Origin of the sequence: Blastomonas ursincola (assembly GCF_013607875.1) — a bacterium.
Taxonomy (GTDB): domain Bacteria; phylum Pseudomonadota; class Alphaproteobacteria; order Sphingomonadales; family Sphingomonadaceae; genus Blastomonas; species Blastomonas ursincola.
In genome coordinates this window covers 712,637-725,281 of the sequence record NZ_VDES01000002.1, presented here as the reverse complement: position 1 = coordinate 725,281, position 12,645 = coordinate 712,637, and the positions used below count along the sequence as shown (strand labels likewise).

Below are 12,645 nucleotides of genomic sequence, written 5' to 3'. Positions count from 1 at the left end.
TCCCGGCCCTATTGTTGAGTGAAATGAAGCGGGTAAGCCCCGCTCCCTTCGCCGCTGCGCGGCTCTTCCCTCTCCCCTAAAGGAGAGAGGGCGGGCGGGTGTTACCTGGAAGTGAGCTCGGAATAGGCCCAGTCGAGCCAGGGGCCGAGCGCCTCGATATCGGCGGTCTCGACGGTCGCGCCGCACCAGATGCGCAGGCCCGGAGGGGCATCGCGATAGCCCGCGATGTCGAAAGCCGCGCCTTCCTTCTCGAGCAGTCCGGCAAAGGCCTTGATGAATGCCTCGTCCGCGCCCTCGATCGTCAGGCAGACGCTGGTGGTCGAACGCGTCGCCGGATCGGGCGCGAGATGGCCGAGCCACGGACGCGCCTGGACGATGGCGTCGAGCGCCGCCGCATTGGCATTGGAGCGCGCGATCATCGCATCGGCGCCGCCCAGCGACTTGCCCCATTCGAGCGCGAAGATCGCATCTTCCACCGCCAGCATCGACGGGGTGTTGATCGTCTCGCCCTTGAACACGCCCTCGGCGAGCTTGCCCTTGCTGACCAGGCGGAACACCTTGGGCAGCGGCCAGGCGGGGATATAGGTCTCGAGCCGTTCGACCGCGCGCGGGCCGAGTATCAGCACGCCATGCGCGCCCTCGCCGCCCAGCACCTTCTGCCAGGAGAAGGTGGCGACATCGATCTTGTCCCAGGGCAGGTCATAGGCGAACACTGCGCTGGTCGCGTCGGCAAAGCTCAGGCCCTCGCGGTCCGCGGCGATCCAGTCGCCATTGGGGACGCGCGCACCCGAGGTGGTGCCGTTCCAGGTGAACAGCACGTCGTGCGACCAGTCGACCGCGGTCAGATCGGGGATCTGGCCGTAATCGGCGCGCAGGATGACGGGATCGAGCTTGAGCTGCTTGGCGGCGTCGGTCACCCAGCCTTCGCCGAAGCTTTCCCAGGCGAGCGCAGTGACAGGGCGGGCGCCCAGCATCGTCCACATCGCCATTTCGAAGGCGCCGGTGTCCGATCCGGGCACGATACCGATCCGGTGGGTGTCGGGGAGCTTGAGCAGCTCGCGCATCAGATCGATGCAATATTGCAGCCGCGCCTTGCCGATCTTCGACCGGTGCGAACGACCCAGCGATTCGATGGAAAGCTGTGCTGCCGACCAGCCCGGGGGCTTTGCGCAGGGACCCGAGGAAAAATACGGGCGAGCAGGCAGGGTGGCAGGTTTCTTGGCGAGCACAGCGCCCGCACCAACGGTATCAGTCATGTCAGTCTCTCCTTGCAGAGAGCACGCGCGGCGTTGGGACCGCGTGGCCCGTCGACGGCCCTAGGGGCGAATTGCACATAAAGCAATCACCAAATGCCGAACGGGTCCAGATTCACGCCGCCCTGCGCAACAAATGCACAGGGCGGCGGCGAATCACTTCTTGAAAATGACCTTGCCACGCTGCGAGACGAGCAGCTTTTCCATGGTTACCGGGTGGAAATAGGCCTCGACATTCTGGCCCTCGGGGGTCACGCCATAGACCTCGTAGCAGCCGCCATCGACCTTCGACTTCTTGACCGTCCAGCCGTCCTTCTTGAGCTTGGCTTCCAGATCGGCGCGGCTCTTCCAGCCCGTCTGCGGACCGGCGTCGCACTTCATCTTGCCGGTGGCAAAGACATCCGGAGCGGCGGAAAACTGCATCGCGGTGGCGGCAGCGACGGCCAGCATGGCCTGTGCGAATTTCATGGATTGTCCCTCTTCTCTCGTGCGATCAACCGGTTGCAGCCCCTATGCCACGCCGCACTGAACGCCGCTTGAACATAAGTATGACCCGTGCGGTTTCCAGGACCAGCAGCGGAACAAAATGCACCAGCATGCCGGCATATTCGCCATCGACGTAGAACCAGTGTAGCGCGATCAGTACGGCAGCGGGATAGACCAGCCGCTGCAGCCGCTTCCAGTTGGCGCGCATGGCGCGTTGCGAGGCATTGTTGCTCGTGACCCCCATGGCGATGAAGATGATGAGCGCGGCATAGCCCGTCCAGATCGAGAAGATCAGCGCCTCTTCCGCGATCATGCCCCAGTCGCCCATGTCGTACAGGTAGAAGACGAGATGCAACAGGCCATAGCCGCACGCCGCCACCCCCAGTGCCCGGCGGCGCGCGAGCAGCCAGTCGAGCCAGCGCCTGCGCCCGAAGATCGCGCGCAGCGGCGAAATCATCATCGCGATGATCATGAAGCGGACGGAGAACTCGCCGCTCGGGTGGATCAGATCGAATGCGGTCACCGGATCGCGCAAAAAGCCTATGGTCATGCCGATCGCGGGAATCGCCAGCAGCACCCAGAAAAACCCATGCACGTTGATCAATCGCAACATCGTGTCCGCACCCACCCTCAAAGCGCACCGCTTCGTCCCGGCCAGCGCTAGCCCTGCCGCAAGGTCCGCGCAATGCCGCGCTTTCGTTCCCTATCGCAGCGTTAACCATTTTCGGAACAACAGGGTTAAATTTCATTGAGTAGGATCAACGCCATGGAACGAGGCGTTCATCAAGGTCCCTCCCTGGCCGCTGGTGGCCCGCTGCCCCTGGGTGGCGGCGACAGTGCGCAGATGAACGCTGGCGAAGGCGCGGGCCTGCACCGTAGTGCACGGTCCGCGCCGCGTCGCATCGACCCCCGTTTCACCGCCATGATCGAATCGCCCGAACTGCAGCGCATGGCGCTGGTCGCGGCGCTTTCGGTCCTGATCGCGGGCTGCTCGATGCTGCCCGAAGGCCGCGGCCTGTCGCGGGCGCCCGTTTCCGCTCCCGCACGAAGCCAGCAGGCGGTGCGCCCCGCGCTCCCCGCCCCGCCGCTCGCCGACACGCGCCAATGCCTCAGCCAGCTCAGCCAGGCCAAGGTCCGCTTCACGCCGGTGCCCGATCAGACCTTCGGCGCAGGCTGCTCGCAGCTCGGCAGCGTGCGCCTCTCCGCAATCAGCCTGATGGAAGCCAGCCGCGGGCGCAGCGAGCTGGCGATCAGCAATATCGGCCCGGTGCGCTGCGAACTGGCGCAGCGCTTTGCCGGATGGGCGCAATATGGCATTGCCCGCGCCGCCGAGCAGATGCTGGGCAGCCCGCTCGTCAAGATCGAGACCATGGGCAGCTATTCCTGCCGCAACATCGCCGGCTCGCTCAAGCTCTCGCAGCATGCGCATGCCAATGCCATCGACATTGCCGGGTTCGTGCTGGCCGATGGCCGCCGCATCTCGGTGAAGGACGGGTGGAACGGCAGCAATCAGGAGCGCGCATTCCTGCGCACCATTCATGCGAGCGCCTGCAAGCGCTTCGGAACGGTCCTCGGTCCCGAGTACAATGCCGCGCATCGCGATCACCTGCATGTCGACATGAGCGGCCAAGGCTATTGCCGATAAGGCGATCGCCCCTTAATTGCGGGCGATGACCAAGAAAGACCTGACCGAGCCGCGCTTTCGCCGCGCCGCCGAAGACGCCAAGACCGCCGAACGCGCGGTTCACGACACCCCCCAGACCCAGGATCCGGCCTACCGGCTGGCCTTTGGCGACACCGAATTCCTGTTGCGTCAGGAATTGCGCCCGGTGCGCTTCCAGCTGGAACTGCTCAAGCCCGAGATGCTGCTCGAAGAGGCCGGAATCGGCTCCACGCTGGTGATCTATGGCTCGGCGCGCATCCCCGCGCCCGACAAGACCGAAGGCATGGTCGAGGCCGCGCGCAGCCCCGAGGAAAAGAAGGTTGCCGAACGGCTGGTGGCCAAGGCGAAATATTATGACGAGGCGCGCAAGCTCGCGCAGCTGGCCAGCGAATGCGGCGTCGTCGAGGATGGCAAGCGCCAGTTCGTCGTCTGCTCGGGCGGCGGCCCTTCGATCATGGAAGCCGCGAACCGCGGCGCGGCGGATGTCGGCATGGATTCGGTGGGGCTGAACATCGTGCTGCCACACGAACAGGCACCCAACCGCTATGTCACCCCGCACCTGTCGTTCCAGTTCCACTATTTCGCGCTGCGCAAGATGCACTTCCTGCTCCGCGCTCGCGCGGTCGCGGTCTTCCCGGGAGGCTTCGGCACGTTCGACGAATTCTTCGAGCTGCTGACGCTGATCCAGACGGGCAAGATGGCGCCGATCCCCATCATGCTGTTCGGCAAGGATTTCTGGAACCGCGTCGTCAATTTCGAGGCGCTGGCGGAGGAAGGCGTGATCTCGCCGGGCAATCTCGACCTGTTCAGCTTTGTCGAGACGGCGGACGAGGCCTGGACGAAGATCCGAACCTTCTACGACCTGCCCTGCGGCTGAGCGGTTACTGACCCAGTTCGACGCTGCGCTTCGCCGCCGCTGCCACGGCTTCGGCCACCAGCCGGTCGAGCGCGGCGTCGGCATCGAACACGTTGAGCGCGGCGCGGGTGGTGCCGCCAGGACTGGCAACGCGTTCGGCGAGCGCGGCAGGGCTCTCGTCGGAACGGTGCGCCAGCTCGGCCGAACCGCGCACCATCGCCATCGCGAAGCGCGCGGCCTGGTCTGCGGGCATGCCGAGACCTTCCGCCGCCTTGCCCAGCGCGTCGATGAAGCGGAACAGATAGGCAGGGCCCGAGCCGCTGAGCGCGGTGACAAGGTGCATCTGCGCCTCGTCGACCAGCCATTCGGCGGTGCCCAGCATGCCGAACAACGATTCGAGCCCGGCGCGGTCGTCATCGTCCAGCCCGTCGGCATAGAGCGCGGTGACCGACTGGCCGATGCTGACCGCCATGTTTGGCATGATCCGCGCCACCGCGCGGGCGTGCGGAAGCGCAGCGCGCAGCCCCGCGCATTCCACCCCCGCAAGCATCGAGACGACCAGCGCCCGCGACAGGTCGATCCCCGCCAGCTGTGGTGCGACATCGCCCAGCATCTGCGGCTTGATTCCCAGCAGCAGCCAGTCGGGCGCGGAAATGCCGGGATCGATCTCGGTCAGGTGGCGGACCCCGGCGGGCAGGTCTCGAGGGGCGGGATCGACCACGGTAACGGTTGCGGGATCGAGCCCTTGTGCAAACCATCCGCGCAGCATCGCACCGCCCATGTTGCCCGAGCCGATAACCAGCAGGGATTGGGGAAAAACGCTCAGCACACCTAACTCCGTTTGTCCCGAGCGTGTCGAGGGACGTTGCGCAACCGTTCCCGATACCGTCCCTCGACTTCGCTCGGGACAAACGGATGAGGGTCAGGCGTCAGCCCTGTAGCGCTCAAGCCTCGCCCTGGGTGTCGATCAGCGCCGCCGCCAGCGCTTCCTGCGGGCTCTTGTCGCCCCAGAGGATGAACTGGAACACGGGATAGAAGCGGTCGCACTCGTCGATCGCCGCCTCGACCGCAAGCTGCGCCTGGTCGAGCCCGAGCATGGCATCGCTGCCCAGCATCATGCCGTTGCGATAGAGCACCACGCCGCTGTTAGACCAGATGTCGAAATGGCCCAGCCACAGCTGTTCGTTGATCAGCGCCAGCGCCTCGCAGATGACCGCGAACTTGTCGTCGGGCACGCGGATGTCGGGCATGGCAAGCAGCTGCAGCACATTGTCCTCGTGCCGCCAGATCGCGCGCAGCTGATAGCTGGTCCAGCTGCCCTTGACCTCGGTCAGCAGCTCGTCCTCGCCCACCATCTCGCATGGCCAGCCGCGCGCTTCGAACAGCGCGGCCAGCATGTCGACCGGCGCGGCTTCCTCCCGATCCAGGTCAAGCTGCTGTTCGTTCATGAAATTCCTTTCGCGCCCCATGGCACATGTTCCAAGATGACCCGATGCCCGGTTGCGCGCAATGGGCGGACGATGGGCCACCGTCCGCCTTGTCTCGAAGTCTGTTCAAAAACTGTGGATAAGCAGGGTTGATCCGACCTTACTCACCGCCACCCGCAGCCCTGGCCGAAAGCGCCGCTTCCAGCGCCGCGACGCGTGCTGCCAGGCTGTCCGCCTCCTCGCGCGCCTTGGCTGCCATTTCCTTCACCGCCTCGAATTCCTCGCGGCTGACGAAATCGAGGCCCGCAATCCACTCGCGGGTGCGCTCGCGCGCGCTCTCGCCCGCCTCGCGGCTCATGCCCGCAACGGTTCCGGCGAGGCCATTGATGAACTTGGCGAAATCGCCGCCGAATTCGGACTTGTTCTGCATGTCTTACTCCTTGGGGAAAGACGCGTCCCGCGTCCACATGTCCCGCATGTCTAGCATGTGGGGACCGGGAGCGCCAATCGCAACCGGGGGTTAAGGACCCGGCGGGGCGAGCTGGATACGCTGCGCATCGCGCGGCACCACCAGTTGCTCGGCATCAGGGTTGAGCTCGTCGATCTGCTTGTTGAGCACCGAGGCAAAGCACAGCCAGGCGAGATAGGGAACCATCAGCCACGCGGCGAGTGGACGGATGCGCCCGAACACGATCGTCGTGGCAAAGGCCGCCACGAACACGCCGACCAGCAGGTAGAACGCGCCCGACACCTGGTGCATGCGGAAGAAATAGATCGGCCAGGCGAGGTTAAGCGCGAGCTGGACGAAGAACAGCAGTACCGCAAGACCGCGCAGGCGCGCACCGCGCGCGGTTACCACCACGGTCAGCGCAAGGCCCATCATGACGTACAGGATCGACCAGGCGATGCCGAACGCCGCACCCGGCGGCTGCGCCTCGGGCTTTACCAGCGCCTGGAACCAGCGATTCTCCTCGCCCGATCCGGAAAAATTGCTGACCCCGAAGCCGAGCAGAACGACCAGTGGCACGAACAGCAGCGCCCAGCGCACAAAGGCGAGGCGAAGCTGCATGGGAGAGGCAATTTCATTCATCGAGGCGGATTCTCCTGCCCAGAAAAGGGCTTGACCCTTCGCATATCGGATTCGTTTGGCGCACGCCAGCGGGGTTTACCAAGGTTTTCCGTGCCGTTGCGGGTCAGCAGCTGCGCCCCTTCTGCGCTGCGACGAGGAATTCGATATTGCCGCTCGGGCCCGTAATCGGGCTTTGTGTCAGCCCTATGACCGGCCAGTCGATGCTCTCGAGCCAGCGCATCACCCGGTCGCACACCGCCGCGTGCAGCGCGGGATCGCGCACCACCCCGCCCTTGCCGATCTGGTCCTTGCCCACCTCGAACTGCGGCTTGATCAGCGCCGCCAGCCACGCGCCTGGCTTCGCGAACGACATCGGCACCGGCAGCACCTTGTCGAGCGCGATGAAGCTCGCATCGCACACCACGATGTCGATGGGGCGGGTGATCTGCGCGTCGGTGAGGATGCGCGCGCTGGTCTGTTCGTGCACCGTGACGCGATCGTCCTGGCGCAGCTTCCAGGCGAGTTGGTTGGTGCCGCTGTCCACCGCGAATACATGCGCTGCGCCGCGCGTCAGCAGCACGTCGGTAAAGCCGCCGGTGGACGATCCGACGTCGATCGCGGTCATGCCGGTCACATCAATGCCGAAATGGTCGAGCGCATGCGCCAGCTTGATGCCGCCGCGCGACACCCAGGGATGATCGCGCCCGCGCACCTCGATCGCGGCATCGCCCGGCACTGTCTCGCCCGCCTTGGCGACCTTGCGCTCGCCGACGAAGACCAGCCCCGCCAGGATCAGCGCCTGCGCGCGCGAGCGACTCTCCGCCAGCCCGCGATCGACCAGCAACTGATCGATGCGCGTCTTGCGCGGTTTGTCGGGCGATGGGCGGGGGTTCTGCTCGGCCATGGGGGCGGTTCTTAACCGCGCGCACGGCGTTTTGCGAGCGCGAGATGATTACCCGGAAAAAATTGAATTACAAGACTTGCCGTGGCGGCAGTGATGATTCACATAAGGGGTGCAAGGAATACAGATCGTCAGAAACCCCAGCAAAACCGGGTTTTTGCGAATGGCCCTTCACTTGGTTTCAACATAGCGAAAGGAGGTGATCCGATGTCTCATGGTTCAGCAAGAGGGTCGGTCAAGTCCATTCGGAGTGTTCGCGGCTGATAGCCTTCTGCCCTTTGGTCAGGGCAGGCGCTTTCACCAAGCGCGACATACACTTCGAAGGCGGCACTTCCGGCCGCTGACCATGTGATGGGCCGCGCGGGGAGCACTGACTCCCGGCGGCCCCTCTCATTTCATGGTTGCCCCAGGCGTTGAAGCGCGATGCTCCGCTGCGGGTTTTGTTTTTCCAGACCATCATTCGCCGTCACCCCCGCGCAGGCGGGGGTCCCGCTTTTATAAACAGCGGCAGCGCAAAAGCGGGATTCCCGCTTTCGCGGGAATGACCAATGAGTGGCCTTTCAGAAACGCCTCATCCGCACACCCTACCCCCCTCCCTGCAAGGGAGGGGAACGCACTCCGGTCCATTGTTGTAATCCGGCCATTCCGCGGAAATGCCGCTACCCACCCCCGCTCAGCCTGAGAAGCGGGCTTCAGCCCGCGTCGTCGAAGGCCCCGCGCCCACGCTGGCCGTATCGCGGGGCATTCGACAAACTGACGCTGACCGGATAGGGGTTTCAGCTTTGGCGATGCCTTGTAATATACCTGCCAATCAGCAAGCGACCCCGTTGCAGACGTGGTAGGGTGGGTTACAAGTCCTCGTCAGTCAAATGCCGAGGTGTCAGCTTATGGGCTATTCCGATCAGGAGCAGCAGCAGCTTGCGCCAAGGTCTGTGTCCTACATTGCCATATTGGGGCTTGCAGCTGTGGCTTTGGCGGCATTTCTAATGTTCGGATTTGATGCAGCGGCTGACTGGATAGGTCTGAGCAAGGGTAGCGGCTTCTTTTTGGCCGGAATGCTCCTTCTATTGAACGCAATCTTGGTTGTCGGCTTCGCTATTGATCTAGTGATTTATTGCCTTCTAAGGTTATTGCGACACAGCAGATACGTTAACAAATTGTGATCGACAACTTCTCGAAGAACCACGAAATGCGATTGCCCGCTAACCACACAGCTTGCTACAATGATTCAATGAGTAAAGCCTGCCAAACGGAGGCATGACCAGAAGCCGCAAAACGCTGCGGCTTCCGGCTACCATTCCAATGTGTCAGCTGTCCGGCGATCATCCCCGGATCTTGCACCCTCAGCCCAGCTTCTGCGCCACCAGCGCCTTCAGGTCCGCGGACGAGCGTGCTCCGAAGTGCGAGATGATCTCGGCGGCGGCGATGGCGCCCATCCGCAGCGACGTTTCCACGTCGCGGCCCTGCGCCTGTCCTGCCAGGAAGCCGGCGGCGAACAGGTCGCCCGCGCCGGTGGTGTCGACCACCTTGTCGATCGGCTCGGCGGCGACGGCGTAGCGCTGGCCGTCATGGATCGCGATCGCGCCCTTCTCGCTGCGGGTGACGACCAGGGTCGGCAGCTTGGCCGAAACGCTGGCGACTGCCGCCTCGAAATCGTCGACCTCAGCCAGCGAGCAGATTTCGGCCTCGTTCGAGAACAGGATGTCGATCTGGCCCTTGTCCAGCAGATCGAGGAAATCGGCGCGGTGGCGGTCGATCACGAAGGCGTCGGACAGGGTGAAGGCGACCTTGCGGCCTGCCGAGCGGGCGGCATCGATCGCAGCGCGCATCGCGGCGCGGGGCTCTTCGGGGTCCCACAGATAGCCTTCGAGATACAGCACCGCCGCATCCTGGATCATCGCGGCGTCAAGCGCGCTGGCGGGCAGGAACTGTGATGCACCGAGGAAGGTGTTCATCGTGCGCTGGCCATCGGGGGTCACCAGGATCAGGCAGCGCGCGGTCGGCACTTCGCTTCCGACGCGCACGGGCGTTGCATAATCGATGCCGAGCGCGCGCACGTCATGCGCGAAGACTTCGCCGAGCTGGTCGTCGGCGACCTGGCCGATGAACGCGCACTTGCAGCCCATCGCCGCCATGCCGGCCAGCGTGTTCGCCGCCGAACCGCCGCTGATTTCCTGCGCCGGGCCCATCGCCTGGTAGAGCGAGGTCGCACGGTCGGCATCGATCAGCATCATGCCGCCCTTGGTCAGGCCTTCCTTTGCCAGCAGCGCATCATCGGCGGGGGCCATCACGTCGACAATGGCATTGCCGATGGCGAGGACGTCGAAACGGGGGCTGGTCATGAAGGCTGTGCTTTCGATCTGGCGGAAAAACGGTTGCCGCGCGCCTATCGACTTGAAGCCAGCGGTTCAAGCCCGAATGCGGCGCGATTGACCGGGCAGGCGAATTGCCCGACACAGGCGGAACGATGCTGAACGCGTTTTTCAAGAGCCTGGGCCAGCTGGGCGACCGCGCGATCCTGGGCGCGCTGTTCTGGACGATCCTGTGTGCGGTGCTGATCTTCGTCGCGACCGGATGGGCGCTGTGGCAGGGCCTGGCTTGGGCGATGGTACAATATGGCGGACCGCTTTCCGACTATGCCGCGTGGACCGGCGTGCTCGCGGCGGTGGCGACGATCATCGCCTTCTGGTTCTGGTGGCGTGTGGTGGCCATCGCGGTGCTGCAACTGTTCGCCGACCGCATCGTGATCGCGGTGGAGCGCAAGCATTACCCTGAAGCCGCCGCAAGCGCGCGCGACCTGCCGATCGGGCCCTCGATCGCGATGGCGCTGCGCAGCCTGATGCGTGCGCTGCTCTACAATGCCATCGCGCTCCCTTTCGCGTTGATACTGCTGTTCACCGGGGTCGGGGCACCGATGCTGTTCCTGGCGGTCAACGCGGTGCTGGTGGGGCGCGATCTCGACGAGATGGTGGCAGCCCGGCACCCGCATCTGGGGGGCGCTCGCGCTTCCCGGACCAGCCGTTTCGTACTCGGGCTGGTTGCCAATCTGCTGCTGCTGGTCCCCTTGGTCAATCTGCTCGCGCCGATTATAGCCGCAGCGATGGCCACGCACCTCTTTCACCAGCGCGCGGCCGGGGGGAAGGTCTGATGCGTTATCCTGCCGTGCTGGCGCTGAGCGTCGGGCTGGCCGCCTGTGCCGCGCCGCAAAAGACGGTCGCACCGGTGCGCCCCACGCTCCCGGCGCGCAGCACGACCTTGCCGACCAAGGGGCTGGAGGCGGTGCTGGGCAAGGGCCAGCGCGATCTCGAGCGGATGTTCGGCACGCCCCGGCTCGACGTACGCGAATTCGACGCGCGCAAGCTGCAGTTCGTCGGGCAAGCGTGCGTGCTCGACATATTTCTCTATCCCGAAGGCGCAGGGGGAGCGCAGATCGCGACCTATGTCGATGCGCGGCGCAAGGACGGCCAGTCGGTCGATCGCGCGGCGTGCGTGGACGCCTTGCGCAAATAGCTATTCGGCGGGTTCCGACTGAGCAGCCGTTGGCGCTTCGGTGCCTTCCTCGGCAGGCTTATCCTTCACCGCCTTGCGATCGGTGAACCAGATCGCAAGGATGCTGAGCTCGTAGAGCAGGACCAGCGGGATCGCGAGCATCAGCTGCGAGACCACATCGGGCGGGGTCAATACCGCCGCGACAATGAACGCGGCGACGATCATGTAGCGGCGCAGGCTGATCAGCTGCGCCCGGCTGACGATGCCGGCGCGGTTGAGCAGCATCAGCAACACCGGCAGCAGGAAGCTGATCCCGAAGGCGAGGATGAACTGCATCACCAGCGAGAGATACGCGTCGGTGCTGGGCAGCGCCTCGATCGACAGACCGCCTGCTTCTCCCTGGAATTTCAGGAAGAAATGGAAGGCCGTGGGCATCACGACATAATAGGCGAGCGCCGCCCCGGCGGTGAACAGCACCGGCGTTGCGAACAGGAAGGGCAGCAGCGCGCGCTTTTCCTGGCGGTAGAGCCCCGGCGCGACGAACGCCCAGAGCTGGTTCATGATGACCGGGAAGGACAGGCAGAAGGCGGCGAAGATCGCAACCTTCACCTGCACGAAAAATGCCTCGTACAGCTTGGTATAGACCAGCTTGCCGCCGCCATCGCCAAAGGCTTCCTTCAGCGGCACGACGAGGAACGAGAAGATATGCTCGGAAAAATAGAAGCAGACGCCGAACGAGACCAGCAGCGCGATGACGCAGCGGACCAAGCGCTGGCGCAGCTCGATCAGGTGATCGAGCAAGGGCGCGCGCGAGGCGTCGATATCGTCCTCGGCCGCGCTCATCGCTCACCCTCGGTGACGGGTGCTGGGGGCGCACCGAGGGCAGCGGGAGCCTCGGGCAGCGGTTCCATTGCGGGGGCCGGTTCGGGAGCGGGCGTCGGAACCGGCGCCGCAGCGGGATTGGCGGCGGCATATTCGCGCATGATGCGCTCGTTGTCCGCCTTCCACTTCTTTTCCATTTCCTCCAGCTCGACCTCGCGCACCATCGCGTCGATGCCGCTGCGGAAATGGCGTGCCATGCCCTTGGCCTTGCCGATCACCTGCCCAACCTTGTAGAGCGCGCGCGGCAGGTCCTTCGGGCCGATCACCACGATCGCCACGATGACAATCATCAGCAATTCGGTCGATCCGATGTCCATCATGACATGGTCACGCCTTCATGCGGGCCGGTGCGCCAGACCAGCCGAACAATCAACCGGGCTTGCGCTCTTCGGTCGTGCTGGTCGCAGTGCCGTCGATGGTGCGCGCCGGAGTCGCCTCGATCTGCGCCACGGGGCGCACGGGCGGGGCAGGCTGGTCGTCATCGTCGGCCATGCCCTTCTTGAAGCTCTTGATGCCCTTGGCAACGTCACCCATGATCGAGGAAATGCGTCCGCCGCCGAACAGCAGGACGATGATGATCAGCACGATAACCCAGTGCATCAGGGAGAAGGATCCCATG

Annotated in this window: 17 protein-coding genes; 5 read left to right on the top strand and 12 right to left on the bottom strand. The window is 64.6% G+C overall.

From position 1 onward, the window contains the following. Positions 1 to 101: 101 nt before the first annotated feature. The 3 genes from FG486_RS09530 to FG486_RS09520 form a co-directional block, all read right to left on the bottom strand. Positions 102 to 1,256 (bottom strand): phosphoserine transaminase, encoded by a 1,155-nt coding sequence (locus FG486_RS09530; RefSeq protein WP_181267351.1) that lies wholly within the window; start codon positions 1,254 to 1,256, stop codon positions 102 to 104. Between the two features lie 153 nt (positions 1,257 to 1,409). Further along, on the bottom strand, positions 1,410 to 1,721 hold the full coding sequence (locus FG486_RS09525) for a PepSY domain-containing protein (protein ID WP_241695683.1): 312 nt from the start codon (positions 1,719 to 1,721) through the stop codon (positions 1,410 to 1,412). 25 nt (positions 1,722 to 1,746) lie between these two features. Then, positions 1,747 to 2,352: a protein-methionine-sulfoxide reductase heme-binding subunit MsrQ gene (locus FG486_RS09520; RefSeq protein ID WP_181267350.1), complete on the bottom strand. Its 606-nt coding sequence runs from the start codon at positions 2,350 to 2,352 to the stop codon at positions 1,747 to 1,749. A 153-nt stretch (positions 2,353 to 2,505) separates the two neighbouring features. On the opposite strand from FG486_RS09520, the gene FG486_RS09515 reads away from it, so the two are divergent. Together FG486_RS09515 and FG486_RS09510 are read left to right on the top strand one after the other, a co-directional pair. Then, complete coding sequence (locus FG486_RS09515) at positions 2,506 to 3,384, top strand: extensin-like domain-containing protein (RefSeq protein ID WP_338401603.1); 879 nt, start codon at positions 2,506 to 2,508, stop codon at positions 3,382 to 3,384. Between the two features lie 25 nt (positions 3,385 to 3,409). Further along, complete coding sequence (locus tag FG486_RS09510) at positions 3,410 to 4,279, top strand: LOG family protein (RefSeq protein ID WP_066282353.1); 870 nt, start codon at positions 3,410 to 3,412, stop codon at positions 4,277 to 4,279. Between the two features lie 4 nt (positions 4,280 to 4,283). Here the strand turns inward: FG486_RS09510 and proC are convergent, their stop codons facing one another. From proC to FG486_RS09485, 5 genes are all read right to left on the bottom strand, one after another. Next, positions 4,284 to 5,087: a pyrroline-5-carboxylate reductase gene (gene proC / locus FG486_RS09505; RefSeq protein WP_082751161.1), complete on the bottom strand. Its 804-nt coding sequence runs from the start codon at positions 5,085 to 5,087 to the stop codon at positions 4,284 to 4,286. Between the two features lie 115 nt (positions 5,088 to 5,202). Next, positions 5,203 to 5,727, bottom strand: a complete 525-nt coding sequence (locus FG486_RS09500) for a type III secretion system chaperone family protein (protein ID WP_208597962.1) — start codon at positions 5,725 to 5,727, stop codon at positions 5,203 to 5,205. A gap of 118 nt (positions 5,728 to 5,845) precedes the next feature. Beyond that, positions 5,846 to 6,115: an accessory factor UbiK family protein gene (locus FG486_RS09495; protein ID WP_066282360.1), complete on the bottom strand. Its 270-nt coding sequence runs from the start codon at positions 6,113 to 6,115 to the stop codon at positions 5,846 to 5,848. A gap of 90 nt (positions 6,116 to 6,205) precedes the next feature. Then, entirely contained in the window at positions 6,206 to 6,775 is a 570-nt protein-coding gene (locus FG486_RS09490) for a TspO/MBR family protein (RefSeq protein ID WP_181267349.1), read from the bottom strand. A 103-nt stretch (positions 6,776 to 6,878) separates the two neighbouring features. Next, positions 6,879 to 7,658 carry a TlyA family RNA methyltransferase gene (locus tag FG486_RS09485; RefSeq protein WP_181267348.1) on the bottom strand — a complete coding sequence of 260 codons (780 nt, stop codon included), beginning with the start codon at positions 7,656 to 7,658 and terminating at the stop codon, positions 6,879 to 6,881. 884 nt (positions 7,659 to 8,542) lie between these two features. Here FG486_RS09485 and FG486_RS09480 point away from each other — a divergent pair. Continuing rightward, positions 8,543 to 8,818 carry a hypothetical protein gene (locus tag FG486_RS09480; protein WP_066282364.1) on the top strand — a complete coding sequence of 92 codons (276 nt, stop codon included), beginning with the start codon at positions 8,543 to 8,545 and terminating at the stop codon, positions 8,816 to 8,818. A gap of 180 nt (positions 8,819 to 8,998) precedes the next feature. Here FG486_RS09480 and FG486_RS09475 read toward each other — a convergent pair whose 3' ends face one another. Next, positions 8,999 to 9,997: an adenosine kinase gene (locus FG486_RS09475; RefSeq protein ID WP_066282366.1), complete on the bottom strand. Its 999-nt coding sequence runs from the start codon at positions 9,995 to 9,997 to the stop codon at positions 8,999 to 9,001. A gap of 125 nt (positions 9,998 to 10,122) precedes the next feature. On the opposite strand from FG486_RS09475, the gene FG486_RS09470 reads away from it, so the two are divergent. Next, positions 10,123 to 10,803, top strand: coding sequence for an EI24 domain-containing protein (locus FG486_RS09470; protein ID WP_181267347.1), 681 nt, complete (start codon positions 10,123 to 10,125; stop codon positions 10,801 to 10,803). Beyond that, positions 10,803 to 11,165 carry a hypothetical protein gene (locus tag FG486_RS09465; RefSeq protein WP_422125049.1) on the top strand — a complete coding sequence of 121 codons (363 nt, stop codon included), beginning with the start codon at positions 10,803 to 10,805 and terminating at the stop codon, positions 11,163 to 11,165. The genes FG486_RS09470 and FG486_RS09465 overlap by 1 nt, the downstream gene beginning before the upstream one ends. On the opposite strand, the gene tatC is transcribed toward FG486_RS09465, so the two are convergent. From tatC to FG486_RS09450, 3 genes are read right to left on the bottom strand one after another with little or no spacing between them, the layout of a single operon-like run. Continuing rightward, the gene (gene tatC / locus FG486_RS09460) at positions 11,166 to 11,987 is read right to left on the bottom strand and encodes a twin-arginine translocase subunit TatC (RefSeq protein ID WP_181267346.1); all 822 of its coding nucleotides are present in this window, start codon (positions 11,985 to 11,987) and stop codon (positions 11,166 to 11,168) included. Further along, positions 11,984 to 12,346, bottom strand: a complete 363-nt coding sequence (gene tatB, locus FG486_RS09455) for a Sec-independent protein translocase protein TatB (RefSeq protein WP_181267345.1) — start codon at positions 12,344 to 12,346, stop codon at positions 11,984 to 11,986. The genes tatC and tatB overlap by 4 nt, the downstream gene beginning before the upstream one ends. A 49-nt stretch (positions 12,347 to 12,395) precedes the next feature. Then, positions 12,396 to 12,644, bottom strand: a complete 249-nt coding sequence (locus tag FG486_RS09450) for a twin-arginine translocase TatA/TatE family subunit (protein ID WP_066282375.1) — start codon at positions 12,642 to 12,644, stop codon at positions 12,396 to 12,398. Between the last annotated feature and the right edge of the window lies 1 nt (position 12,645).

Coding starts and splice junctions, on each gene's coding strand:
- FG486_RS09530 (WP_181267351.1), bottom strand. CDS start 1,256: ATGACTGATACCGTTGGTGCGGGCGCTGTGCTCGCCAAGAAACCTGCC.
- FG486_RS09525 (WP_241695683.1), bottom strand. CDS start 1,721: ATGAAATTCGCACAGGCCATGCTGGCCGTCGCTGCCGCCACCGCGATG.
- FG486_RS09520 (WP_181267350.1), bottom strand. CDS start 2,352: ATGTTGCGATTGATCAACGTGCATGGGTTTTTCTGGGTGCTGCTGGCG.
- FG486_RS09515 (WP_338401603.1), top strand. CDS start 2,506: ATGGAACGAGGCGTTCATCAAGGTCCCTCCCTGGCCGCTGGTGGCCCG.
- FG486_RS09510 (WP_066282353.1), top strand. CDS start 3,410: ATGACCAAGAAAGACCTGACCGAGCCGCGCTTTCGCCGCGCCGCCGAA.
- FG486_RS09500 (WP_208597962.1), bottom strand. CDS start 5,727: ATGGGGCGCGAAAGGAATTTCATGAACGAACAGCAGCTTGACCTGGAT.
- FG486_RS09495 (WP_066282360.1), bottom strand. CDS start 6,115: ATGCAGAACAAGTCCGAATTCGGCGGCGATTTCGCCAAGTTCATCAAT.
- FG486_RS09490 (WP_181267349.1), bottom strand. CDS start 6,775: ATGAATGAAATTGCCTCTCCCATGCAGCTTCGCCTCGCCTTTGTGCGC.
- FG486_RS09485 (WP_181267348.1), bottom strand. CDS start 7,658: ATGGCCGAGCAGAACCCCCGCCCATCGCCCGACAAACCGCGCAAGACG.
- FG486_RS09480 (WP_066282364.1), top strand. CDS start 8,543: ATGGGCTATTCCGATCAGGAGCAGCAGCAGCTTGCGCCAAGGTCTGTG.
- FG486_RS09475 (WP_066282366.1), bottom strand. CDS start 9,997: ATGACCAGCCCCCGTTTCGACGTCCTCGCCATCGGCAATGCCATTGTC.
- FG486_RS09470 (WP_181267347.1), top strand. CDS start 10,123: ATGCTGAACGCGTTTTTCAAGAGCCTGGGCCAGCTGGGCGACCGCGCG.
- FG486_RS09465 (WP_422125049.1), top strand. CDS start 10,803: ATGCGTTATCCTGCCGTGCTGGCGCTGAGCGTCGGGCTGGCCGCCTGT.
- tatC (WP_181267346.1), bottom strand. CDS start 11,987: ATGAGCGCGGCCGAGGACGATATCGACGCCTCGCGCGCGCCCTTGCTC.
- tatB (WP_181267345.1), bottom strand. CDS start 12,346: ATGATGGACATCGGATCGACCGAATTGCTGATGATTGTCATCGTGGCG.
- FG486_RS09450 (WP_066282375.1), bottom strand. CDS start 12,644: ATGGGATCCTTCTCCCTGATGCACTGGGTTATCGTGCTGATCATCATC.